Source organism: Amycolatopsis sp. NPDC058340 (genome assembly GCF_042723975.1).
Classification (GTDB): Bacteria; Actinomycetota; Actinomycetes; order Mycobacteriales; family Pseudonocardiaceae; genus Amycolatopsis.
In genome coordinates this window covers 142,946-167,564 of the sequence record NZ_JBHXIB010000010.1, presented here as the reverse complement: position 1 = coordinate 167,564, position 24,619 = coordinate 142,946, and the positions used below count along the sequence as shown (strand labels likewise).

The 24,619-nt window shown below is 69.1% G+C and carries 21 protein-coding genes; 15 read left to right on the top strand and 6 right to left on the bottom strand.

From position 1 onward, the window contains the following. Positions 1-98: 98 nt before the first annotated feature. From ACFWIW_RS15480 to ACFWIW_RS15460, 5 genes are all read right to left on the bottom strand, one after another. Positions 99-1,535 (bottom strand): DUF1996 domain-containing protein, encoded by a 1,437-nt coding sequence (locus tag ACFWIW_RS15480; RefSeq protein WP_378369055.1) that lies wholly within the window; start codon positions 1,533-1,535, stop codon positions 99-101. Positions 1,536-1,703: 168 nt separating this feature from the next. Beyond that, complete coding sequence (locus tag ACFWIW_RS15475) at positions 1,704-2,258, bottom strand: hypothetical protein (RefSeq protein WP_378369040.1); 555 nt, start codon at positions 2,256-2,258, stop codon at positions 1,704-1,706. Between the two features lie 120 nt (positions 2,259-2,378). Further along, on the bottom strand, positions 2,379-3,896 hold the full coding sequence (locus ACFWIW_RS15470) for a tripartite tricarboxylate transporter permease (RefSeq protein WP_240595262.1): 1,518 nt from the start codon (positions 3,894-3,896) through the stop codon (positions 2,379-2,381). Beyond that, positions 3,896-4,390 (bottom strand): tripartite tricarboxylate transporter TctB family protein, encoded by a 495-nt coding sequence (locus tag ACFWIW_RS15465; protein WP_007034229.1) that lies wholly within the window; start codon positions 4,388-4,390, stop codon positions 3,896-3,898. The genes ACFWIW_RS15470 and ACFWIW_RS15465 overlap by 1 nt, the downstream gene beginning before the upstream one ends. Beyond that, a complete protein-coding gene (locus tag ACFWIW_RS15460; protein WP_378369054.1) occupies positions 4,387-5,355 on the bottom strand; it encodes a Bug family tripartite tricarboxylate transporter substrate binding protein in 969 nt (322 codons plus the stop codon). The genes ACFWIW_RS15465 and ACFWIW_RS15460 overlap by 4 nt, the downstream gene beginning before the upstream one ends. A gap of 132 nt (positions 5,356-5,487) precedes the next feature. Between ACFWIW_RS15460 and ACFWIW_RS15455 the strand changes: the two genes are divergently transcribed. Continuing rightward, positions 5,488-7,020: an ATP-binding protein gene (locus tag ACFWIW_RS15455; RefSeq protein ID WP_378369039.1), complete on the top strand. Its 1,533-nt coding sequence runs from the start codon at positions 5,488-5,490 to the stop codon at positions 7,018-7,020. Next, the gene (locus ACFWIW_RS15450) at positions 7,017-7,679 is read left to right on the top strand and encodes a response regulator (RefSeq protein ID WP_240595260.1); all 663 of its coding nucleotides are present in this window, start codon (positions 7,017-7,019) and stop codon (positions 7,677-7,679) included. The genes ACFWIW_RS15455 and ACFWIW_RS15450 overlap by 4 nt, the downstream gene beginning before the upstream one ends. 186 nt (positions 7,680-7,865) lie before the next feature. On the opposite strand, the gene ACFWIW_RS15445 is transcribed toward ACFWIW_RS15450, so the two are convergent. Then, entirely contained in the window at positions 7,866-8,423 is a 558-nt protein-coding gene (locus tag ACFWIW_RS15445; RefSeq protein WP_378369038.1) for a TetR/AcrR family transcriptional regulator C-terminal domain-containing protein, read from the bottom strand. A 92-nt stretch (positions 8,424-8,515) separates the two neighbouring features. Between ACFWIW_RS15445 and ACFWIW_RS15440 the strand changes: the two genes are divergently transcribed. The 13 genes from ACFWIW_RS15440 to ACFWIW_RS15380 all read left to right on the top strand — a co-directional run bounded on the left by ACFWIW_RS15440 (position 8,516) and on the right by ACFWIW_RS15380 (position 24,480). Continuing rightward, positions 8,516-9,883 carry a DHA2 family efflux MFS transporter permease subunit gene (locus ACFWIW_RS15440; protein WP_378369037.1) on the top strand — a complete coding sequence of 456 codons (1,368 nt, stop codon included), beginning with the start codon at positions 8,516-8,518 and terminating at the stop codon, positions 9,881-9,883. Positions 9,884-9,975: 92 nt separating this feature from the next. Continuing rightward, the gene (locus ACFWIW_RS15435) at positions 9,976-11,178 is read left to right on the top strand and encodes an ROK family transcriptional regulator (RefSeq protein ID WP_007034224.1); all 1,203 of its coding nucleotides are present in this window, start codon (positions 9,976-9,978) and stop codon (positions 11,176-11,178) included. Between the two features lie 444 nt (positions 11,179-11,622). Then, on the top strand, positions 11,623-12,861 hold the full coding sequence (locus ACFWIW_RS15430; RefSeq protein WP_378369036.1) for an ROK family protein: 1,239 nt from the start codon (positions 11,623-11,625) through the stop codon (positions 12,859-12,861). Beyond that, a complete protein-coding gene (locus ACFWIW_RS15425) occupies positions 12,858-14,360 on the top strand; it encodes a sugar ABC transporter ATP-binding protein (protein WP_016331778.1) in 1,503 nt (500 codons plus the stop codon). Before ACFWIW_RS15430 ends, ACFWIW_RS15425 begins: the two co-directional genes overlap by 4 nt. After that, entirely contained in the window at positions 14,357-15,370 is a 1,014-nt protein-coding gene (locus tag ACFWIW_RS15420; protein WP_378369035.1) for an ABC transporter permease, read from the top strand. The genes ACFWIW_RS15425 and ACFWIW_RS15420 overlap by 4 nt, the downstream gene beginning before the upstream one ends. Before the next feature lie 22 nt (positions 15,371-15,392). Then, on the top strand, positions 15,393-16,445 hold the full coding sequence (locus tag ACFWIW_RS15415; protein ID WP_378369034.1) for a substrate-binding domain-containing protein: 1,053 nt from the start codon (positions 15,393-15,395) through the stop codon (positions 16,443-16,445). 39 nt (positions 16,446-16,484) lie between these two features. Continuing rightward, the gene (locus ACFWIW_RS15410) at positions 16,485-17,654 is read left to right on the top strand and encodes a Gfo/Idh/MocA family protein (protein WP_378369033.1); all 1,170 of its coding nucleotides are present in this window, start codon (positions 16,485-16,487) and stop codon (positions 17,652-17,654) included. A gap of 109 nt (positions 17,655-17,763) precedes the next feature. Beyond that, a complete protein-coding gene (locus ACFWIW_RS15405) occupies positions 17,764-18,921 on the top strand; it encodes an inositol-3-phosphate synthase (protein ID WP_378369032.1) in 1,158 nt (385 codons plus the stop codon). Next, positions 18,918-19,766, top strand: coding sequence for an SCO3242 family prenyltransferase (locus tag ACFWIW_RS15400; RefSeq protein WP_378369031.1), 849 nt, complete (start codon positions 18,918-18,920; stop codon positions 19,764-19,766). Before ACFWIW_RS15405 ends, ACFWIW_RS15400 begins: the two co-directional genes overlap by 4 nt. Continuing rightward, positions 19,763-21,175: an EboA domain-containing protein gene (locus tag ACFWIW_RS15395; protein ID WP_378369030.1), complete on the top strand. Its 1,413-nt coding sequence runs from the start codon at positions 19,763-19,765 to the stop codon at positions 21,173-21,175. The genes ACFWIW_RS15400 and ACFWIW_RS15395 overlap by 4 nt, the downstream gene beginning before the upstream one ends. 4 nt (positions 21,176-21,179) lie before the next feature. Continuing rightward, entirely contained in the window at positions 21,180-22,043 is an 864-nt protein-coding gene (locus ACFWIW_RS15390) for a TatD family hydrolase (RefSeq protein WP_037346221.1), read from the top strand. Then, a complete protein-coding gene (eboE, locus tag ACFWIW_RS15385; protein ID WP_378369029.1) occupies positions 22,040-23,110 on the top strand; it encodes a metabolite traffic protein EboE in 1,071 nt (356 codons plus the stop codon). The genes ACFWIW_RS15390 and eboE overlap by 4 nt, the downstream gene beginning before the upstream one ends. Then, complete coding sequence (locus tag ACFWIW_RS15380) at positions 23,107-24,480, top strand: alkaline phosphatase family protein (protein WP_378369028.1); 1,374 nt, start codon at positions 23,107-23,109, stop codon at positions 24,478-24,480. Before eboE ends, ACFWIW_RS15380 begins: the two co-directional genes overlap by 4 nt. Positions 24,481-24,619 lie beyond the last annotated feature (139 nt).

Genomic DNA, 24,619 nt, shown 5'->3' with positions numbered 1-24,619 from the left:
GGCGAGGACGGTTCTAACCGTCCTCGCCACTCACGAGACTGGACCACACGCTCGGCCGTCACCCGCCTCGCCCGCGGTGCCGTCGGGGCCTCGGTCACCTACTGCTTGCACCTCTTACCGCTGTTGACGCATTTCACCAGCTGGTTCATCAGCCGCTGCGACATGACGTTCGCGAAGTCGTCGTGGTCCGAGCGCGGGTTGTGCTTCTCCTGCGCGAAGGCGTCGACCGCGTACTGCCCGGCGGCCTGCACTTCCGGCGGGATGTTGTAGACGAGCGTGATCCGCAGCTGCGGCACGTTCTTGAAACCGCGCGGGCACCGGCCGTTGCGGTCGGAGAACACGATATGCGTGCGATGGTTGGCGCTGTCGGTGTTCTTCCCGTCCCAGCAGTTCGGGAACGAGTGGATCCGGGTGACCTTGCTGCCGCGCGGGCAGATCGGGTACAGCTCGGTGAGCCGGTCCTCGAAGCCGGTGCAGGTCCAGCTGGGCCGGGCGTTGGCCGGGCCGTTGGTGCTCTGCTTGGCGTCGCCGTAGAGCACGCGCAGGAACTTCGGCATCGCGACGACCCGGCGGGCACCGCCGCTGGTGAAGGTCAGGTCGACCTTCTCGGCGCGCTGGATCTCGCCCTCGTTGTTGCCGATCTCGTTGTTGTCGTCGACACCGGGCAGGTCGGCGGCCTTGCCGTCGGACTTCTTCTTCTCGGCGTCACCGGCGGCGTTGACGTTGCTGTTGTCGCCGCCGTTGTCGAGACCGCCCTTGCCGTTCTGCTTCACCGCGCAAGCGGCGAGCTGGTCTTCGTTCTTCGCGACCGGTTTGCCCGCCTGCCGCATGGTGTCGCCGATCTGCTTGATCGACGGCTTCCGCTTGTTCTTCAGCTCGTCGAGCACCTGCCCGGCTTGTTTTCCTTGTGCCAGCTGGTTGTTCGCGTTCTCGGACTCCCGGTCGAGTTTGTCGAGGTTTTCGTCGACCGCGGGCATGGCCTGGTCGGGAACTTCTTCGAGTTCGCTGGCGACGTCGGGGCAGTCGACCTGCGCGGCCGCTTCGTCCTTGGCCGCGTCGACGCGATCGGCGGCGAGTTTCTCCTCGTTCGCCGCCTCGTTTTCTTCCTCTTCCTCGGTGTTGATCCGGATGACCGGCCAGAAGTAGGCCGATTTGTCCCCGTTCTTGCAGGTGGTGCCCGCGCGCAACAGGCTCTTGTTGTTCGAATCCGCGTTGGTCGACAGGTTTCCGACGTAGTCGTGCAAATGCTCGGCTCCATTGCGGACGCCGGGCTGCGCGATGAAGTTGTCGCCGTTGAAATGGCCGTTCTCGTTGCGGCCACAGTCCACGGTGAACGTCCCTCGCGCGCCTCGTTTCGCGAGGTCGAGGTTGACGTTGTTGCCGCGGGGGACCTTCGTGATGTCGATGAAGAACGATTTGTCCGCTCCGTCCGCCCTGGCGGCGTCGGGGGTTCCGGTCGTGTTGACCACGACGATCCCGCCGACGGCGAGGGCGAGTGCGGTGGCGCCCGTGGCGACCTTGGTACGGCGCGCCATGCGATGGCGGCCGGCGGTTCTTTGGTTACGGGGCATGAACTTGTTCACCTCGTTCGGTGTCGTTGCGCGGAGCCCGGGGGATGCGGCGACGGCAAGCGCCGGCGTCGCTGACTCCGCGTTGGCTGAAACGGCCCCGAGAGACGGCCGGTTCAAAACGCGACCTCGCCGTTATACTTTCGTAACCTTGCGGCGGCGGTGATAGGCGAGTCCCAGAACGATGGTGATCGGCCCCCACAAGGCGAGCGGGGCGATGCAGATCGTGGCCAGCGTTTCCCAGCCCTCGTTGACGTAGGCGGCGTTTTCGGCGACACCGAACATGGTGAGCCGCCGGTCGTCACCGAGGGGGATCGAGGTGAAGAGCGCGGTGAGGATCAAGCCCCCGACGACGGCGGGGACGGCGGCCGCGAGAGGCCGGACGGGTTTGCCGCCGAGGAACGGGATCCATCGGGGCACCACTTCGCCCCAGCCTCGGACCAGCCCGATGGCCAGAAGCGCGATCACTTCGGAAAGCACACTGAGCGTGAGGACGTACGGGACGCTCAGCCAGTAGTCCGGCATCTCGCCGTCGTGGACCTGGCCCATTTCGAAATGGACGGCGAAGGGCAGCCGCCACAGGCACGACGGCAGCAGGAGCCAGGGGAGCGCGTAAGCCAGGCGTGTCGCCCAGCGGGGAACCGGCCGCTCGGTGTCACTGACGGCCGGAGGGCGGTGAAGGATCTGCATGAGGCTGATCCTGTCGCCGTGAGGCGCCGGAAAGATCACTCGCGCGGACAAGCGTCCTCCTTCCGGAGAGGGAGAAGGCCCGGCCTCGGGGCAGTCGAGGCCGGGCCGGGTTCCCACTGGTCAGGCGTCGACCTTGTCCTTGGGCTCCGGCTCGGGAGCGGTGGGCCGGGCGGGCAGGAAACGCTTGATCAACGGGAAGAACAGGATCACCAGGATGATCACGTAGACCACGATCGCGAACGGCGTGTTGACCAGCCCGGTCAGCTCGCCGTCACTGAGCTGCAACGCGCGCCGCATCTGCTGTTCGGCGGCCGGGCCGAGGATGACGCCGATGATCGCCGGCAGCACCGGCAATCCGTAGCGGCGCATCGCGAACCCGATCAGGCCGATCACGAACATCACCAGCAGGTCGAAGATGTCCGCGTTGACCGCGTACGCGCCGACGCTGGCGAAGAACAGGATGCCCGCGTAGAGGTACGGCCGCGGGATGCGCAGCAGCTTCGCCCACAGCGGGGCCAGCGGCAGGTTCAGCACCAGCAGCAGCGTCAGGCCGACGAACAGCGAGGCGATCAGGCCCCACACCAGCTTCGACTCGCGTTCGAACAGCAGCGGGCCCGGCTGGATACCGTACTGCTGGAACGCCGCCAGCATCACGGCCGCGACCGCGGTGGTCGGCAGGCCCAGTGTCAGCATCGAGACCAGCGTGCCCGCCGCCGAGGACGACGCGGCCGCTTCCGGACCCGCGACCCCTTCGATGGCGCCCTTGCCGAACTCGTCCTTGTGCTTCGAGAGCCGCTTTTCGGTCAGGTACGAAAGGAAAGTCGGGATCTCCGCGCCACCGGCCGGGATGGCGCCGAACGGGAACCCGATCACCGGACCGCGCAGCCACGGCTTCCAGGTCCGCTTCAGATCGGCGCGCGAGAGCCACGGCCTGCCGACCGGGATCGGCTTGAAGGTGTTGCGCCGCAGATGCGCGGCGACCCACAGCGACTCGCCGACGGCGAACAGCGCGACCGCCACGATCACCACGTCGATGCCGTCGGCCAGATGCAGCGAACCGAAGGTCAGCCGCGACTGACCGGTCATCTCGTCCAGGCCGACGAGCCCGATGGTGAGGCCGATCAGCAGCGACGCGACACCGCGGATCCGCGAGTTGCCGAGTACCGAGGTCACCCCGATGAACGCCAGCACCATGATCGCGAACAGATCGGGCGCGCCGATGTCCACCGCGTACTTCGCGATGATCGGCGCCAGCAGCACCAGCGCCATCGTGCCGAGGATGCCGCCGACGAAATGCCCGATCGCGGCCGCCGCCAGCGCCTGCGCGCCCCGGCCCTTGCGCGCCATGGGGTTTCCGTCGATCGCGGCGACCACCGAGAAGCTCTCACCCGGCGTGTTCAGCAGGATCGACGTCGTCGAGCCGCCGAACATGCCGCCGTAGTAGATGCCGGCGAACATGATGAACGCCGCCGTCGGCTCCATTCCGTAGGTCACCGGCAGCAACAGGGCCACCGCCATCGCGGGACCGATCCCCGGCAGCACCCCGATCGCGGTGCCCAGCAGCACACCGAGCGCGGCGAGCGCGAGGTGCGTCGGGGTCAGCGCGGTGCCGAACCCGTCGATGAGTTGCTGCAGCATCAGAACACCTCCATCAAGGGGCCACCGGGCAGCGGGACACCGAGCAGGTTGTTGAAGATCAGGAAGGTCACGACCGACATACCCGCCGCGATCAGCGGATCACGCACCAGGTTGCGGCTGCCGAGGGCGAACGCCGCGCCCCAGAACAGGATCGCGCCCGAGATCGGGAACCCGACGAGGCCGATCAGCGCCGCGTTGGCGAGGAAGGCACCGCACAGCAGCAGAACCGTGCGCAGGTCGGCGGGCGCGGTGAGGTCGATGTCCTCGCCACCCTCGGCCTCGCCCTTGCCGCCGCGCAGGACGTCGCGCGCCAGCAGCACCGCGACGATCAGCAGCAGCGAGCCGACCAGGACCGGTACCGCCTTCGGCCCCACGGGACCGCGCTGGGCGAAGTCGGTGGGAATGCTCAGCGCGTCGGTCAGCACCAGCACGCCGAGGACCACGAGCACCACGCTCACTCCGAGTTCGGAGCGTCCTTTCAGCCACGTGGTCATGCCAGACCCAGCTCTTTCAGCACCGTTGCCACTCGAGTGTTCTCCTCTTTGAGAAACGAACCGAACTGCTCACCGGGCGCGAACGCGCCGGTCCATCCGTTGCGCTGCAAGGCTTCCTGCCACTGCGGCGTCTTCTGCAACCGCTCGAACAGGCTCACCAGCTTCGCCCGGTCCGACTCGGTGATCCCGGGCGGCGCGACGATGCCGCGCCAGTTCGTGAACTGGACATCCACACCGGACTCCGTCAGCGTCGGCGCGTCGATCCCGGGAAGCCGGTTCGCGCTCGTCACCGCCAGGACCCGGAGCGTGCCGGCCGCGATCTGGTCGCGGTACTCGCCGACACCGGAGACACCGAACGCGACCTTGCCGCCGAGCACCGAGGCGAGCAGCTCGCCGCCGCCGTCGTACTGGACGTAGTTGACCGTCTTCGGCGGGAGCCCGATCGCCTTCGCCATGAGCATCGGCGCCAGGTGGTCCGGCCCGCCGGGCGACGAACCGCCGCCGACCTGGACCGCGCCCGGGTCCCGTTTCCAGGCGTCGAGCAGCTGGCCGATGTTCTGGTACGGCGAATCCTTGCCGACCACGACGATGTCCGACTCTTCGATCAGCTTCGCCACCGGTGTGGTGTCGAGCAGCGAAGACGGCGACTTGTTCGTGAACACGCTGCCGACGACGCCGAGGCCCATCGACATGACGAGCTTGCCGTTGCCGCGTTCGGCCACCGTGCGGCCGAGGCCGACCGTGCCACCCGCGCCGGGGAGGTTGAACACCTCCGCGTTGCCGAGCAGGTCGGCGTCCTCCATGGCCTTGGTCGCGGTCCGCGCCGTGATGTCGTAACCGCCGCCGGGCGCGTTGGGCACGAGTACCCGCAACGACCGGATCTGCGAGCCCTCGTCGGCCTCGCTGCCCGGGGTGAGCAACGGTGGCACCAGCAAAACGGCGACGAGCGCCGCCGCGATGGCCAACCAGTTACTGGGCTTCACTGTGATCCCCGCCTCTCTGCCGCGTGGTTGGACATGTTGCACTCGTGTAAACAGAGATGTCTCGCTTAGACGCCTAAGGGTTCTTTTGTTCTTTGTGGTCACGCGGAGGTGGCGATGGGTGCTCGTGGTTCCTTGGCCCGCCAGCTCCTCGTGTGGCAACTGGTAGTCGTCACCTGCCTACTGTGCGCGGTGGGCGTGCTGGCCGTCGTCCAGGCGGGGAACAACTTCCGCACGACCGAGGGACGCCGGGCGCTTTCGGTCGCGGAGAGTGTCGCCGCGCAGGGCATCGTGGGCGACCTCGACAACGGCCCGTGGGAGCTGAACGCGCCCGCGGAGACCGCGCGAAGCCTTTCCGGGGTCGATTTCGTCGTGATCGCGGGAGCGGACCGTTATGTGCTCGCGTCACCTGATCCGGGGCAGGTGCGCACGCTGCTCGACCTCGGCGACAGCACCGTCCTTTCCGGACGGTCGTGGGTCGGCGAACTCGACGGCTCGATCGTGGCGCACGTCCCGGTGCTCGACGAGAAGGGCGGCAAGGTCGTCCGCATGGTCGCGGCGGGCTCGAAGTCGCCCGGGTTCTTCGCCGGCGTCCTCGAGTCGCCGGACAACGCCCTGCGCGTGCTGGGGGTCGCGCTGGTGATCGGGGTGAGCGGTTCGCTGCTGCTGGCGCGGCGGGTGAAGAACCAGACGCTCGGCCTGGAACCGCACGAGATCACCGCGCTGGTCGAGAACCGGGAGGCGCTCCTGCACGGCATCAAGGAGGGCGTCGTCGGCTTGGATCCGCAGCATCGGATCACCTTGGTGAACGATCAGGCGCGCGAACTGCTGGCGCTGCCGGACGACGCCGTCGGCCAGTCGGTCGAGGACCTCGACCTCAACGAACGCATCCGCGACCTGCTCACCGGCCGCGCGACCGGCGCCGACCAGATCGTGCTGCGGCAAGGGAAGGTGCTCACGCTGAACCGGATGCCGATCGACGTGCGGGGAGCCGTGGTCACCCTGCGGGACCGCACCGACCTGATGACCCTGCGGGACGAACTCGACGCCAGCAGGCACGCCACCGACACGTTGCGGGCGCAGGCGCACGAATTCAGCAACCGGCTGCACACCATCTCCGGGCTGCTGGAACTCGGGGAATACGAAGAGGTTCGCGGCTACGTGAGCCGGATCAGTTCGGCGCAGGGGGAGTGGCGCGCGGAGGTCGGCTCGCGTGTCGGCGACCCCGCCGTGGCGGCGTTGCTGATCGCGAAGGCGTCGCTCGCCGCGGAACGCGGGGTCGGGCTGCGGATGGCCCCGGACAGCGAACTGGACCGCGTCGAAGACGCCCTTTCCACGGATTTGGTGACAGTGCTGGGAAATCTCGTCGACAACGCTTTGGACGCGCTGGGTGGTGAGCGGGGCTGGATCGAGGTCGGGGTGTGGCAGGAGGAGGACGAAGTGCGGGTGGAGGTCCGTGACTCCGGGCCGGGGGTCGCCCCGGAGATCGCGGAGGAAGTGTTCGAACACGGCTTCACCACGAAGGCAGCCGCGCACGGCCAGCGCGGTCTCGGGCTCGCGCTGATCCGGCAGGCGTGCGTGCGGCGAGGCGGCTCGGTCGAAGTGCACAACTCCGGCGGCGCGGTGTTCACGGCGAGGTTGCCGCGATGATCAAGGTGCTCGTCGTCGACGACGATTTCATGGTCGCGAAGGTCCACAGTGGATACGTCACGCGCACGGAGGGATTCGCCGTGGTCGGGGTGGCGCACACCGGTGCCGACGCGCTCCGCCTGGCGCGGGAGCTGAAACCGGACCTGGTGCTGCTGGACGTCTATCTTCCCGACCTCGACGGGCTTTCGGTGCTGCGGGAACTGCGCGCGACCGAGGACGTCGACGTCATCCTGATCACCGCCGCGACCGACGTGGAAACCGTGCGGCAGGCGATGCGGGGCGGGGTGCTGCACTATCTGATCAAGCCGTTCGAATACGCGTCGCTGCGCGATCAGCTCACTCACTTCGCGTCGTTGCACCGGCGGCTGGACCGGCTCGCCGAGGCCGGGCAGGCCGACGTCGACCAGGTCTTCGGCGCGCGGCCGAGTGCGAAACCCGTGCTGCCCAAGGGGCTCACCGCCGAGACCGCGCGGCTGGTGGAGACCGCGCTGCGGGGCGCGGCAGGCGGGATGTCGGCGAGCGAATGCGCCGAGGCGACCGGCGTCGCGCGGGTGAGCGCGCGCCGGTACCTGGAGCATTTCGTGGCGACGGGCAAGGCCGAGGTGACCCTCAAGTACGGCGGGACCGGACGCCCCGAACGCCGCTACCTCTGGTCGTGACGCATTTAGTCCTCTGAATGCGGCTAGGCGGTGTCCTGTAAGTCGGTTCGCGGTCTTCGCGCCCAGGCGGCCCCTGACGGCACGGGCGGATGCGGCCGAGTACGACCCGGTACGAGGCCGATCCGCCCGCACCGTCAGGAACCACCTGGATCACGAAGCCCAACGAACCGACTTACAGGACACCGCCTAGGCGACGTCCGGATTCGCGACATCGACGTCGGCGCGGAGCCCGGCGATCAGGCGCGCGAGGCCGTACTCGAACGAGGCGGCCGGATCCTCGTCGTCGCCGCCCTCGGCGTGCTGCTGTTCGTCGATCGCGCAGCCGAGGGTGTACCGGCTGATCGCGAGGATCGCGTGTGTCGCGTCCTCTTCGCTGAAACCGGCCCGCAGCAACGGTTTGATCAGCGGTGCCATCGCCGACCGGCCGGTCGGGCGGGAGCCCGCGTGCAGGCGGGCACCGTCCCGGTAGGACAGCAGGGTGCGGCGGATGGTGCGGGCGCGCCTGGCCAGCCACTCGGCCCAGTCGTCCATCGCCGCGGGATCGTCGAGCGGGGCGAGCCGGTCGTCCAGCATGGTTTCGGCCATCTGGTCGAGCAGCGCCTGCTTGCTCTTGAAATGCGTGTAGAGCGCGGGGCCGCGCACGCCGAGCTTCTCCCCGAGCTTGCGCAGGCTCAGTCCGTCGAGCCCGACCTCGTCGAGGAGCTCCAGCGCGGCTCGGACGTAGCCATCCCGTCTCACGACCATGCGCACACCTTCGCCCGTCCGTATCGGACTTGACAACTCGACGTGATCTTATCACCGTTAAGATCTTAACAGCGATAAGATCGGCAGGTAGGATGATCGGAAGTCCCGATGGGGAGCGTTTGACGCCGGCGTTGTGGGGGACGGCCGCGATCCTGACCCTCGGCGGATTCCTGTCGATGTTCACGTCGACCGTCGTCACCGTCGCGCTCGGCGCGATCGCAGCCGGATTCCGTGCACCGCTCGGTACCGCCCAGTGGATCGCCACCGGCTATCTGCTCGCGCTCGCCGCGATGGTGCCGGTGAGCGGCTGGGCGAGCCGTCGCTTCGGGACGACGCGGCTGTGGCTGGTGTGCGTCGGTCTGTTCGCCGTCCTTTCCGCGCTCTGCGCGGCGGCCTCCTCGATCGAGACGCTGATCGCCTTCCGTGTCCTGCAAGGCGCCGCGGGCGGACTGCTGGTCCCGGCGGGACAGATCCTGTTCGCGACGATGGTGGGCCCGAAGCGGCTCGGCCGGATGATGGCCGTGCTGAGCATCCCGATCTACCTCGCTCCCGTGCTCGGCACCCTGGCCGGCAGCGTGCTCGCCGAGCGGTTCGGCGTGCCGTGGCTGTTCCTGGTGAACGTGCCCCTCGCCCTGCTCTGCCTGCTGCTGGGCCGGAAACGGTTGCCGAGGGAAGGGCCCGTCGACACCCGTCCGCTGGATCGGCGTGGCTTGGTGCTCACCGTGACCGGGTTGCCGTTGCTCGTGTACGGCTTCGCCGAAGCCGCCCCGATCGCGGCGGCCGCCGGTGCGATCCTGCTCGCCGTCTTCGTGGTCACCGCGCTGAGGTCGCCCGCGCCACTGCTCGACCTGCGGCTGTTCCGCGACCGGACGTTCTCCTCGGCCGCCGCCGTCATCTTCGGAATGGGGATCGGGCTGTTCGGTTCGATGATCGTCCTGCCGCTGTACTACCTCGACGTCCGGCACGAAAGCCTCGTCGTGACCGGATTCCTGACCGCGCCGCTGGCACTCGGCACTGTGCTGGCGCTTCCGCTCGCGGGCAGGCTGACCGACCGGATCGGCGGCGCGCGGGTGATCTTCGCCGGGCTGATCGTCACGGTCATCGGGACGGTGCCGCTCGCGCTGCTCACTGGATCCGACAGCTATTGGTGGCTCTCGGCCGTCCAGGTGGTCCGCGGCTGCGGTATCGGGCTGACCACGACCCCGGCGCTCGCCACCGGCCTGGTGTCGGTGCCCCAAGAGCGAATTTCCCACGCGATGCCGCTCTTCGCCATGCTGCAACGGATAGGTGGGTCCTTCGGGACGTCGGCCCTGACCGCGGTCGTCGCCGCGCGGCTCGCCGCCGCTCCCGGGTCCGCCGCGGCCGTCGCGGGCACGCATTGGTGGATCGCCGGGAGCACGGCCATCGTGCTGATCCCGTCGTGGCTCCTGGTCCGCGCCGAAATGTCCACAAAGGACTGAAGGGTGCCGGTGGGTTTGTTCCCGTCCGGAGGGCGTGAAGGTTTCCAGTGGCATCCGGGACAGCGGGTGGACAACGCCGTAGGCTCAGGTGAATGAGCACGGCATCCACCTCGGAGCATCCGATGGTCGAAACCCGGCACCAGACCCAGTTGCTCACCCTGTTGCGCGATGAGGGACCGATGTCCCGGGTCGAACTGGGGGAGCGGCTGGAGCTGCCGCGTGCCCGGGTGGGGGCCGAGGTCGCGCGGCTGGCCGAGGTCGGCCTCGTCGAGACCGCGGGTCCGTCGGCGAGCCGCGGCGGCAGGCGGTCCACCCTGGTGCGGCTGGCGGGAGACCTGCGGGTCCTGTCGGTCGACGTCGGCGCGACGTCGGTCGGGGTCGCCCTCACCGACGCGTCGTGCGAGGTGCTGGTGCACACCGTCGAGGACTGTGACGTCCGGCAGGGGCCGCACGCCGTGCTCAAACGTGTCGTCGCGCTGGCGGAGAAGATCCGCGAAGAGGCGCCGGGCAAGCTGATCGCCGCCGGGATCGGCCTCCCGGGGCCGGTGAGTTTCGCCGAGGGCATGGCGGTCGCGCCGCCGATAATGCCCGGCTGGGACCGGTTCTCCGTACGCGACCATCTCGGCGGGCTGCTGCGCTGTCCGGTCACGGTCGACAACGACGTGAACTCGATGGCGCTCGGGGAGCGGCACGCCGGGGTCGCGCGCTCCATCGACGATCTGGTGTTCGTCAAGATCGGTACCGGGATCGGCTGCGGGATCGTGCTGGGCGGCAAGGTGTACCGCGGCGTCGCCGGCACGGCGGGCGACATCGGGCACATCCGCCTCGACGACTACGGGCCGACCTGTGCTTGCGGTGAGACGGGCTGCCTCGAGGCGTACTTCGGCGGCGCCGCGCTGGCCCGCGACGGGCTGACGCTCGCGCGCAGCGGCCGGTCGACGTACCTCGCCGACGTCGTCGCGGCCCGCGGCGCGATCACCGCGCAGGACGTCGGCCGCGCGGCGGCGTCGGGCGATTTCGGCGCGGTCAACCTGATCCGCGACGGCGGGCGGCGGCTCGGGCAGGTGGTCGCCTCGCTGGTGAGTTTCGTGAACCCGGGCATGGTCGTGATCGGCGGTGGCGTGGCGCAGCTCGGGCATCAGCTGCTCGCCGAGATCCGCAGCTCGGTCTACCGGCGGTCGCTGCCGCTCGCGACCGGGAACCTGCCGATCGTGCTGTCCGAACTGGGGGACACCGCCGGAGTCATCGGGGCCGCTTGGTCGGCCACGGACCGGGCCTTCACGCTGAGCAGCTGACCACTCCGTCGGGCAGCACGCGTGATCAGACGGACGCCACGCGTGATCGAGTGGACGACACGCGTGTCCAGACGGACGCCGCGCGGCGGGACCGGTCGCGTCCGGGTGCCGTCCACCCAGTCACGCGTGTCGTCCGTCTGATCACACGTGCCGTCCGTTCAGTCACGCTAAATCGCCACTCGCGGCTCATCCGACCGGCCGCTCACGGCACGTTGGGCACTCACCTGATTCCGATTAGTAACGTCAAGATCGTACAGACTTTCGCTCGAAACGTACGAAAGTCTGCGTCGTTTGAGACGGCTAATCGGGTGACGGGGGGCTTTAGTCGACATTTCTGTCCTGTTGTCACCTTGACGGGTGACGGCCGCCACCCTACTTTCGCTGGCTAAGTAACAAAGTTTGTTACGGCCGATCCGTAAGTGGGGACTCGTCTGATGAGGCAGTGTGGCCGCGACTGAACCCGGGCTCGACCCGGTCAGCCCACGCACCGCGAACCTCGCCGCGCTCCTGCGGGCGTTGCGCGCGGGGCCGCTGTCGCGCACCCAGCTGGCGGCGCGCTGCGGGCTGACCAAGGCGGCCGTCTCCGGGTTGGTCCCCGAGCTGTCCGAACGCGGTCTCGTCCGATCCGCCGGACTCCAGGGCGGCGGCAACGGAAGGCCCAGCCAGCTGGTCGAGCTGAACGGCGCCAGCGCGTGCGGGCTCGCGCTCAGCGTGGAGGCCGACCGCTTCGCCGCCGTCGTCACGAACCTCGACGGCCGCGTGGTCGCCGAACGCACCGAGACCGCCGACGTCGCCGCGCTCGGGCTTCACCGGAGCATGGACGAACTCGCCTTCCTCGCCAGGAGCGTGCTGCTCGACGACCAGCCGGTCGGGGTCACCGTCTCGGTGCCCGGCCTGGTCGATTCGGCCGCCGCCGTCCTCCGGTTCGCGCCGACTCTTCGGTGGCGTGACGCCGAGATCGCCGACCTTCTCGCCGCCAGGCTCGGCCTGCCGGTCGAGGCCATCACGGTCGACAACGAGGCCAACCTCGGCGCGGTCGGCGAGGCCGTCGCCGGAGTCGGGAAGGGTGTCCGGGAGCTCTTCTACCTCAGCGGCGGGATGGGCGTCGGCGGCGGACTCGTGTCCGGCGGCGCGATCCTGCGCGGTGCCAGGGGTTTCGCGGGCGAGGTCGGGCATATCACCGTCGACCCGTCCGGCGAACAGTGCCAGTGCGGCCGGGTCGGCTGCCTGGAGACGAAGGCCGGGCTCAACGCGGTCCTGCGCGGCGCCGCCTCGCCCGGTGACCCGCTGCACGATCCCGCGCTCGGCGTCGACGGCCGGGTCGGGCTGCTCAAGCACCGCGTGCAGCGTGGTGACCAGCGCGCGGTCGGGGCGGTCTCGGAGCTCGGGGTCGCGCTGGGCATCGCGGTGTCCACCGTGGTCGACGTGCTCGACCCGGACCTCGTCGTCCTCGGCGGCTACTTCGCCGAACTGGGCGAATGGCTGGTCGAGCCGGTGCGCCGCGAGCTGTCCGCGCGCCCGCTCGGGCACGAGCCCGCTTGCCGCGTCGAGCCGTCGCCGCTGGGCACCACCGCCCCGCTGCGCGGCGCCGCACACCTTGCCACCGAACGGCTTTTCGCCGACCCGACGCTAGTTCCCGTAGTCACGAGTTCGTCGATAGACACAGCGGAGGCTCCGGCATGACCCTTCTATCCGTCCGGGGGATCGTGAAGACGTTCCCCGGGGTGCGTGCGCTGGACGGGGTCGACTTCGACGTCGAACCCGGCGAGGTGCACTGCCTGCTCGGCCAGAACGGCGCGGGCAAGTCCACGCTGATCAAAACGCTCGCCGGGGCCCACCGCCCCGACGGCGGCGAGATCTTCTGGCAGGGCGAGCCGGTCACGCTGCCCTCGCCGGTCGCCGCGCTGAAGATCGGCATCGCGACCATGTACCAGGAACTCGACCTGGTGCCCGGGCTTTCCGTTGCGGACAACATCTTCCTCGGCCGTGAGCGCGCGAAGTTCGGGTTCACGCGGATCAGCGAGTCCCGGAACAAGGCCGCGAAACTGATGGCACGGCTCGGGCATCCCGAGATCGCGCCGTCGACCGAGGTCGGCAAGCTGTCCGCCGCCGGTCAGCAGCTGGTCTCGATGGCGCGGGCGCTCGCCTACGACGCGAAGCTGCTGGTGATGGACGAGCCCACCGCGGCGCTGGCGGGCGAAGAGGTCGACAACCTGTTCCGCATCGTCGGCGAACTGACCGCCGAAGGTGTCGCGATCGTCTACATCTCCCACCGGCTCGAAGAGCTGCGCCGGATCGGCCACCGCGTCACCGTGCTGAAGGACGGCAAGACCGTCTCCACCGGACTCGACGCCAAGGAGACCCCGACCTCGGACCTGGTCGCGCTGATGGCGGGCCGCAAGGTCGAAACCGTCTTCGGCCCGCGCCATCAGGAGCACGTCGACCCGGACAACGAGGTCCTCAAGGTGGAGAACCTGACCACCGTCGGCGAGTTCGAGAACGTGAACTTCACCGTGCACGCCGGGGAGGTCGTCGGGATCGCGGGCCTCGTCGGTTCGGGCCGCAGCGAGCTGCTGGAGACGATCTTCGGCGCGCGCAAACAGGACACGGGTTCGGTGTCGGTGGACGGCGAGCCGGTCCGGCCGGGGAGCGTGTCCGCGGCGGTCAAGGCAGGCATCGGCCTGGCGCCGGAGGAACGCAAGAGCCAGGGCCTGCTGTTGGACCTGCCCGTCGTGCACAACGTGACCCTGGCGAGCCTGAGCAAATACGCGACCTTCGGGTTCACCGAGCGGGGCAGGGAACTCGACGACGCCGGGGAAAGCCTGCGGCGCCTCGATCTCCGGCCCGCCGACCCGCACCGGATCATCCGCACGCTGTCCGGCGGCAACCAGCAGAAGGCGGTGCTGGCGCGCTGGCTGGTCCGCGGCTGCCGGGTCCTGCTGCTGGACGAGCCGACGCGCGGGGTCGACGTCGGCGCGCGGGCGGAGCTGTACCGGCTGATCGAGGAACTGGCCGCGACCGGCGTCGCGATCGTGCTCGTCAGCAGCGAGATCCCCGAAGTACTCGGCCTGTCCGACCGGGTGCTGGTGCTGCGTGAAGGACGTGTCCTGGCTGAAAAGCCGTCCGCGGAGCTGACAGAGGCGGAAGTGCTCGACGTGATTCTCGAAGGGAGTGCGGCGTGACCGACCAAGCCGAATCGGTGCGTACGGAGAGCGCCGTGGAACCCTTGCCACCCAAGCAAAAGCGAAACTTCTCGCTCGACACCCGGCTGCTCGGCCTCGCCGGGGTACTGGTGATCCTGTGCATCGTCGGCCAGGTGACCCGGCCAGACCAGTTCTTCACCGACGGCAACATCTCGACGATCCTGCGGCTCGCCGCGGCCATCGGGGTGGTCAGCGTCGGGATGACGTTCGTGATCATCGCCGGCGGCATCGACCTCTCGGTCGGGTCGATCGTGGCGCTGTCCAGTGTCTGGCTGACCACCTTGGCCACCCAGTCCTACGGCCCGTGGGTGATGATCCTTTGTGGACTCCTGGTCGGCCTCGGCTGCGGGCTGATCAACGGGATCCTGGTCTCCTACGGGAAGATCGTGCCGTTCATCGCGACACTGGCGATGTACGTCTCGGCCCGCGGTCTCGCGGAACGCATCAGCGGCCGCCGCACGCAGGTGGTGTCGGAGGCGGGGTTCCTGGACTTCTTCCGCGGTGACCTGCTCGGCATCCCGGTGCTGATCTGGATGTTCGCGCTGGTGTTCGTGGTCGGCTGGGTGGTGCTGAACCGCACCACCTTCGGCCGCCGCACCTTCGCCGTCGGCGGCAACGCCGAGGCGTCGCGGCTGGCGGGTATCAACGTCAAACGGCACACCGCGCTCGTCTACGGTGTCGCCGGCCTGTGCTGCGGTATCGCCGCGCTGATGGTCGTCGCCCGCACCACCGCGGGCGCCTCGACCAACGGCATGCTCTACGAACTCGACGCCATCGCGGCGGTCGTCATCGGCGGCACCCTGCTCACCGGTGGCCGCGGCTCGCTCATCGGCACCCTGATCGGCGTGCTGATCTTCACCGTGCTGTCCAACATCTTCACGCTCAACAACCTGGACACCGACATCCAGAACATCGCCAAGGGCGTGATCATCGTCCTGGCCGCGCTACTGCAGTTCCGCTCCGTCAAGAAGACAAAGACGAGTACTTGATCACCGTGGATGGAGAATCGTCATGACCGAACAATCCCTGCACCGCCGCCGTTTCCTGCTGGGAGGCGCGGCCGTCGGAGCGGGTGCGCTGCTGACCGCGTGCACCTCGAACGAGGCACCGGCGCAGAACAACGCGGCCAACGTGGCCAACGCCGGGGCGAACTCGCAGCCCGGAAGTCCAGTGACAATCGGGTTTTCAGCTCCCGCCGCGGACCACGGCTGGATGGCTGCCATCACCAAGAACGCCCGCGCGCAGGCGCAGAAGTTCAGTGAGGTCACGCTCAACGCGACCGAGGGCACCAACGACGTCAACCAGCAGATCTCCCAGGTGGAGACCTTGATCAACGCCAAGGTCAACGTGCTGGTGATCCTGCCGTTCGACGGCAAGGCGCTGACCGCGGTCGGCCAGCAGGCGATGGACGCCGGTATCCAGGTGATCAACCTCGACCGCGTCTTCGACACCCCGCTCGCGTACCGCACCTGGATCGGCGGCGACAACTACCGCATGGGTGTCAACGCCGGCAACTACATCGCCCAGCAGATGAAGGCGAAGAACATCGCCAGCCCGGTGATCGGCGAGGTCGCGGGGATCGACTCGCTGCCGCTGACCCAGGAACGCAGCAAGGGTTTCAAGGACGCCTTGGCGCGCCAGGGTTTCCAGGTCGGACCGCGGGTATCGGCGCAGTTCACCCCGGAGTCGGGCGAGCAGCAGACGTCGAACCTGCTGCAGTCGGCGTCCAAATTGGACGCTCTGTGGAACCACGACGACGACCAGGGTGTCGGTGTCATCGCCGCGATCAACAACGCCAACCGCAAGAACTTCCTGATGGTCGGCGGGGCGGGTTCGAAGAACGCGATGAACCTGATCAAGTCCGACGCCGAACCGCTGAAGGCGACGGTGCTCTACAGCCCGTCGATGGCGTCCTCGGCGATCTCTCTCGCCCGCCTGCTCGGCCAGGGCAAGGGCGCCGGCGACTTCGCCGAGCACGAGATCCCCGCCGAGATCACCACGTACTCCGCGGTGGTCACCAAGGAGAACGTCGACAAGTACATGGACGTCGGCTTCGACTCGTAAACCCGCGTACCCGGCACACGCACGCATCTAGGAGGGGTATTGAGCACGGCAACGGAAACGATCGGGATCGGCATGGTGGGCCACGCGTTCATGGGTGCGGTGCATTCGCACGCGTGGCGCAGCGTGCACCGGTTCTTCACGCCGCCACTGATCCCGAGACTCGCCGTGCTCGGCGGCCGTGACGAGGTGCGGGCGAAGGCCGCGGCGGAACGGTTCGGCTGGGAAGACGTCGAGACGGACTGGCGCGCGCTGATCGCCCGCGACGACGTCGACCTGGTCGACATCTGCACGCCGGGCGACAGCCACGCCGAGATCGCGATCGCCGCGCTCGAAGCCGGCAAGCACGTGCTGTGCGAGAAACCGCTGGCCAACACCCTCGCCGAGGCCGAAGCGATGGCCGAGGCGGCGGCGAAGGCGCGGGCCAACGGCGTCCGGTCCATGGTGGCGTTCAACTACCGCCGGGTGCCCGCGCTCGCGCACGCCAGGAAACTGGTCGCGAGCGGGGCGCTCGGCGAGATCCGCCACGTGCGGTCGGTCTACCTGCAGGACTGGCTGTCCGACGCGCGGTCGCCGATGACCTGGCGGCTGCACAAGGACAAGGCGGGCTCCGGCGCGCTGGGCGACCTCGGCGCGCATATCGTCGACGCCGCCCAGTTCGTCACCGGCGACACGATCACCGGGGTTTCCGCGCTGACCAACACCTTCGTCAAGGAGCGGCCGGACGGCGACGGCGGCACCGGGCAGGTGACGGTCGACGACACCGCGTTGTTCCTCGGCCGGTTCAGCGGCGGGGCGGTGGCGAGTTTCGAGGCGACCCGGTTCGCGCTGGGCCGCAAGAACGCGATGCGGCTGGAGATCAACGGGTCGAAGGCGAGCCTCGCGTTCGACTTCGAGTCGATGAACGAACTGTCCTTCTTCGACGGTGGCCAGCCCGCCACCGAGGCCGGGTTCCGCCGGATCCTGGTCACCGAACCCGAACACCCGTACGTCGGGGTGTGGTGGCCGCCGGGCCACCTGCTCGGCTACGAGCACACCTTCACCAACGAGGTCGCCGATCTGCTCACCGCGATCGGCGAAGGCAAGGATCCCGCACCGTCCTTCGAGGACGGATTGAGGGTTCAGCAGGTCTTGGACGCGGTCGAGCGCAGCGCGTCCGACGAGGCGCGATGGACCACTGTGCCCGGTGTCACCGCGAAGGGGAGTAACTGAGGAGTAGATCCAGCCGAAAGTCGCATGACGGCTATCACTGCGACTTGGTTCGATCCGAAACATCCGACCATCGGAGGTTGGGGTTCTCGGGTTCTGGAAAGGTGGAGAAATGCCTGCTCACGAGCGTACGGGCATCTGGTTGATCGGGGCGAGGGGGTCTGTCGCCACTACCGCGGCGGTCGGGCTCCTCGCGCTGCGCGCGGGGGTGACGGGCGGTGGCGGCTGCGTCACCGAACTTCCCGCGTTCGCCGGGGTTCCGTTGCCGGGCTGGGACGATCTGGTCCTCGGCGGCCACGACATCGTGCACACCCCGCTCGAGAAGCGCGCCGAGCAGCTGGCGCACGCCGGCGTCTTCGGGCACTCGGTGTTCTCCGCGGTGCGGTCCGGGCTGGCCGAAGTGGACGCCGAGATCCGCGACGGCTACCACCCGGCGACGCATACCGGTGCCCAGGCCGACGCGGCCGCCCGGCTGACGGCGGACATCCGAGCTTTCGCCGAGCGGCACGACCTCGCGCGGGTCGTGGTGGTCAACGTGTCCTCCACCGAGGCTCCGTGCCCCCACCTGCCCGAACACGACGATCTGGACGCGCTCGAAGCGGCCCTCGCCGACCCGGCGCGGGCGGTGCTCCCGTCGAGCTCCCTGTCGGCCTACGCCGCGCTGAAGGCGGGGAGCCCGTACGTCGAGTTCACGCCGTCCGCCGGGATCACCCTGCCCGCGTTGCGGAAGCTCGCCGAGCGGGAGGGCCTGCCGTACGCGGGTTGTGACGGCAAGACCGGTGAGACGCTGCTGCGCACCGTCCTCGCGCCGATGTTCAGCGCGCGGGCGCTGAAGGTCCGCTCCTGGGCGGGCACCAACCTGCTGGGCGGCGGCGACGGCGAGACCCTCGCCGACCCGGTGACCGCGAACAGCAAACTGGAATCCAAGGCACGCGGGCTCGCGGCGCTGCTCGGCGAGGACGTCACCGCGCCGCTGCACATCGACAACGTGCCCGACCTCGGCGAGATCAAGACCGCGTGGGACCACGTGTCGTTCGAGGGTTTCCTCGGCGCGCGCATGAGCCTGCAGTTCACCTGGACCGGCTACGACTCCGCGCTCGCGGCGCCGCTGATCCTGGACCTGGCCCGCTTCGTCACCGCGGCGCACGCCGGCGGCCAGAGCGGCGCGCTGACCGAGCTCGGTTTCTTCTTCAAGGATCCGCTGGGCAGCGACGAACACCGGTTCGCCGAGCAGACCGCTCGCCTGATCAGCTGGGCGGGGGCCCTGTGAAGGCTTACGTGGAACTCGTCCGGGCGCCCGCCGCGCTGACGGTGCTCGGCGACACGGTCGCCGGCTCCGCCGCGGCGGGACTCAAGATGACCGGGCGACGGCTGCTGCTCCCGTTGTCCTCGGTCGCCTTCTACTGGGCCGGGATGGCCCTCAACGACTGGGCGGACCGGAAGCTCGACGCGGTGGAGCGTCCCGAGCGGCCGATCCCGTCCGGGCGGGTGAGTGCCGGCGCGGCGCTCACCACCGGGGCCGCGCTGACCGCCGCCGGACTTGGCCTGGCGGCGCTCGGCGGCGGCCGTCGGGCGATGCGGGTCGCGGTCCCGCTCGCGGGCGCGGTGTGGGCCTACGACACCGTGCTCAAACCGACTCCGGCCGGGCCGGTGGCGATGGCGGCGTGCCGCACGCTCGACGTCCTGCTGGGAGCTGGTGACTCTCCGAAGAAGGCCGCCACCGCGGCGGCGGCGGTGGGTGTCCACACGCTCGGCGTCACCGCGCTCTCCACCGGGGAGGTGCACGGCGCGAATCCGGCGACCGCCCGGGCGGCGCTGGCCACCAGCTGCGCGGCGACAACGTTGGCATTGACCGGACCGGCACGTGGGGGCTGGCATCGCGCCGCCTCGATGGCCGCCGGTTCGGGCTACGCGGGCCTCGTCGGCCGGGCGCAGGCGGACGCCGTCCGCGACCCGTCGGCGAAGTCCGTGCGCTCGGCGACCAAGAACGGCATCCACGGCATGGTCCCGCTGCAGGCGGCGGTCACGGCCAAGGGCTCGGTACTGGGGGCGGCGCTGGTCGCGGCCGCGCTGCCGATCGCCCGCAAGCTTTCGAGGAAGGTGAGCCCCACATGACGTTCTCTCTGGGATACGGCACCAACGGCTTCTCCAACCACCGCCTCGACGACGCGCTCGCGGTGATCGCCGACCTCGGGTACACCGGGGTGGCGCTGACCCTGGACCACGACCATCTCGACCCGTTCGCCGACGATCTGGCGCGCCGGGTCGACCACGTGGCCTCGCGGCTTTCGTCGCTCGGCCTGAACCGCGTCGTCATCGAGACCGGCGCGCGGTACCTGCTCGACCCGTGGCGCAAGCATTCGCCGACGTTGCTTTCGGACGATCCCGCGCTCCGGATCGACTTCCTGGCGCGGGCCTTGCGGATCGCCGGTGACCTGGGCGCGGACTGTGTCTCGTTCTGGTCCGGCGTGTCCACTGTGGACAACGACCTCGCCTGGTCCCGATTGCGTGAAGGCGTCGCGGCGGTCCTGGAGCACGCCGCGCGGCTGAACGTGCGGCTGGCGATGGAACCCGAGCCCGGCCACCTCGTGCAGCACCTGGGCCAGGTCCTGGACCTGCGCAAGGAACTCGGCGAACCGGACCTGTTCGGGGTCACGCTCGACGTCGGGCACTGCGTCGCCGTCGAGCCGGTGAACGCGGCCGAATGCGTCCGCCTCGCCGGGCCGCTGCTGTGGAACGTGCAGCTGGACGACATGCTGCCGAGGGTCCACGAGCATCTGGAGTTCGGCGACGGGCATCTGGATCTGCCGGGGACGCTCGCCGCGTTGGCGGAGATCGGCTACACCGGGCTGGCCGCGGTCGAACTGCCCCGGCACAGCCACGCCGCGCCGGACACCGCGCGCCGGGCCTTCGAGGCGCTCACCGCGGCGATGCCGCAGACGTGGCAGGCCAAGGCCGAACGCCGGATCCGGGAGAAGCCTTCGGTGATCGGCTCGATCTTCCCGGCCGTCGGCCGCGAGGTCGGTCGTGCGGCGCTGCGCCCGGACACCGATCCGCAGGGACTGGTCCACGGCACCGTCGACGACCGGGCGAGGATCCGGCTCGTATCGGTACTGGCCGAGGTCCTCGACGACGCAGCGCTGGCCGCGGAACTGCGCGATCTCTACCGCTACGGCGACGACGCCGAGCGGCGCGGGGTCCTGCGGGCACTCAACGCGCTGGAGTCCCCGGGTGCCGAAGTCACCGACGCCGGGATCAAGCTGGTCGAAGACGCCTTGCGCGCCAACGACATCAGGCTGGTCGCCGCCGCCATGGGGGCTTTCGCCCGGTTCCTGGACGACCACACGTGGCGCCACGGCGTCCTCAAATGCGTCTTCGTCGGTGTGCCGCTGGCCGCCGTCGCGGACCTCACTTCCCGCGCGGACGACGAGCTTCGGAGAATGCTCGCCGATTTCGCCGACGAACGCAGGGCGGCCGGACGTGACGTACCCGCCGACGCCCTCGAACTCCTCAAGGAGAACTGAGCCAGTGCGTATCTTCGATCCCCACATCCACATGTCCTCCCGGACCACCGACGACTACGAAGCCATGTACGCGGCCGGTGTCCGCGCGCTGGTCGAACCCGCCTTCTGGCTGGGGCAGCCGCGTACCAGCGTCGGCTCGTACACCGACTACTTCGACGCGCTCATCGGCTGGGAACGGTTCCGCGCCGCGCAGTTCGGCATCCGGCACCACTGCACGATCGCGCTGAACCCCAAGGAGGCCAACGACCCCCGCTGCCGCGAGGTGCTCGACGTGCTCCCGAGGTACCTGGCGAAGGACGGCGTGGTCGCGGTCGGCGAGGTCGGCTACGACTCGATGACCAAGGAAGAGGACGAGGTCTTCGCCCAGCAGCTGGCGATGGCGCTGGAGCACGACCTCCCGGTGCTCGTGCACACCCCGCACCGCGACAAACTGGAAGGCACCAAGCGCACCCTCGACGTCGTGCGCGAGGCCGGCGTCGCGCCGGAGCGCGTGGTCGTCGACCACCTCAACGAGGTCACCGTCAAGCTGGTCAAGGATTCCGGCGCCTGGATGGGTTTCTCCATCTACCCGGACACCAAAATGGACGAACACCGGATGGTCGAGATCCTGCGCCAGTACGGGCTGGACCAGATGATCGTCAACTCTGCCGCCGACTGGGGCCGGTCCGATCCGCTGAAGACCGCCAAGACCGGGCAGGCGATGCTCGACGGCGGATTCACCGAGGCCGACGTCGACAAGGTGCTGTGGCAGAACCCCGTCGACTTCTATGGGCTCAGCGGCAGGCTCACGCTCGACCCGCTGCCCGGTTTCACCGGCGAGGCCGTCACTTTCGAGGGCAACTCGGTGCTGCGAGGTGCCCGCAAATGATCTCCTACTGTACGAACGTCCACCCGGCCGAAGACGTCGACGGCATCGTCGCGCAGCTGGAGCGGTACGCGCTGCCCGTGCGTGAACGGCTGGGCGCCGATCGGCTCGGCGTCGGGCTGTGGCTTTCCGCGCCGGTCGCGCGCGGGCTCGCCGAAGACACCGAGGCGCGCAAGCGTTTCCGTGCCGAGCTCGACGCCCGAGGGCTGTCGGTGTACACGCTCAACGCCTTCCCGTACGGCGGTTTCCACGACGACGTCGTCAAGCACGCGGTCTACCGTCCTGAGTGGACACACCCCGACCGCGTCTCGTACACGATCGACTGCGTGAACGTGCTTTCCGACCTCCTCGCCGAGGATGCTTCTTACGGCAGCATATCGACGCTGCCGTTGGCTTGGCGTGAACCGTGGACCGAATCGGACGACCGCCGCGCCACCGAGGCTTTCGCCGAGGTCGTCCGCGCGATCGGTGACCGGCCGATCAAACTGGCCGTCGAACCGGAACCAGGCTGTGTGCTCGACACCGTTGCCGACGCGCTCGGCTGGCTCTCCGGCCGCGTCGACCCGGAGCATGTCGGGCTGTGCCTGGACACCTGTCACCTCGCGGTGTCGTTCGCCGACCCCGCGGAGACGCTCAAGGCGATCGAAGAGTCCGATGTGGACATCGTGAAGGTGCAGGCCTCCGCGGCGTTGCACGTCGAAGACCCCGCCGAAGCCCGTGAGGCGCTGGCGGCGTTCGCCGAACCGCGGTACCTGCACCAGGTCCGCGAGTTTTCGGGTGGTGTCGTGCGCAAGGCCGACGACCTGCCCGAGGCGTGGACCGACCTGCCGGGGGACGGGCCGTGGCGCGTGCATTTCCACATGCCGCTGCACCAGGCCCCGGCCGCGCCGCTGTCCACCACGACCGACGTCCTGCGCACCGTCGCCGCCGGGCTGCCCGGCGAGCCGCATATCGAAGTCGAGACCTACACCTGGAGCGTGCTCCCGGACGCGGGCGACCTCGTCGGCGGGATCGCCGCGGAACTCGAATGGGCACAGGCGAACCTCGTCAAGGAAGGGGCGTCCGCGTGAAACCGTTGGTCGTCATCGACGTCGTCGGGCTGACCCCGAAGGCGTTGCGGGACATGCCGAAACTGTCCGCCGTCGCGAAGGACGGCTGGCAGGCCGAACTGGGCACGGTGCTGCCCGCCGTCACCTGCAGCGCGCAGTCGACGTTCCTCACCGGGCTCATGCCCGCGCAGCACGGGATCGTCGGCAACGGCTGGTACTTCCGCGAGCTCGGCGAGATCTTCCTGTGGCGCCAGCACAACCGGCTCGTCGGCGGCGAGAAGCTGTGGGAGACCGCGCGGGCGGCGCACCCCGGCTACACGTCGGCGAACGTCTGCTGGTGGTACGCGATGGGGATGAGCACCGACGTCACGGTGACCCCTCGGCCGATCTACCACGCCGACGGCCGCAAGTCGCCGGACGCCTACGTGCGGCCGCCCGAGCTGCACGACCAGCTGACCGGCGCGCTGGGGGAGTTCCCGCTCTTCCAGTACTGGGGCCCGACGGCGTCGATCAAATCGAGCAAGTGGGTCATCGGGGCGTCGCGGCAGATCCTGCGGGAGAAGCGGCCGGATCTGCTGCTGACCTACGTGCCGCACCTGGACTACGACCTGCAGCGCTTCGGCCCCGACGCGCCGCAGGCCCGGCAGGCCGCACGGGAACTGGACAACGCGCTGGCGCCGTTGCTCGACGACGCTCGCAACGCCGGGGCGACCGTGGTCGCGCTCAGCGAATACGGGATCACCAACGTGCACCGGCCGGTCGACATCAACCGGGCGCTGCGGCGCGAGGGCCTGCTGGAGGTCTACACCCAGGCGGGCATGGAGTACCTCGACCCGTGGGCGTCACGCGCGTTCGCCGTCGCCGACCACCAGGTCGCGCATGTCTACGTCCGCGACTCCGCCGATCTGGAGCGGGTGCGCTCGATCGTCGGCGAGCTGACCGGCGTCGACGAGGTGCTCGACCGCGAGGCGCAGTCCCGTTACGGGATCGACCACGAACGCGCCGGTGAACTCGTCGCGGTCGCCGATCCGGACTCGTGGTTCACCTACTACTACTGGCTCGACGACGCGCGGAAGCCCGATTTCGCGCGCGGCGTCGAGATCCACCGTAAACCGGGATACGACCCCGCCGAGCTGTTCTTCGACCCGGAGGACAAGTTCGCCAAGGCGCGGGCCGGGCTCAACCTGGCGAAGAAGTTCGCCGGACTCCGGTACGCGATGGACGTCGTCCCGACCGATCCGCGCTGGGTGCGCGGGTCGCACGGACGACTGCCGGACGCAGGCGAGGACGGTCCGGTGCTGCTGTGCTCGGATCCGGCCTTCGAGCCGTCCGGCCGCGTGGGGGCGACCGATGTGCATCCGCTGCTGTTGGCACTGCAAGGGCTGAAGTAGAGGAGGTCCTCGGTCCAGTGGGTCGTGAGTGGTAAGTGACGTTCTAAAGAAAAATAACAAAAAACACCAACACCAAAAGATAAATGTTAGCCCCCCCCACAACAAAAGGTAAGGATAGGGAATTTTTTTTAAAAAAGGA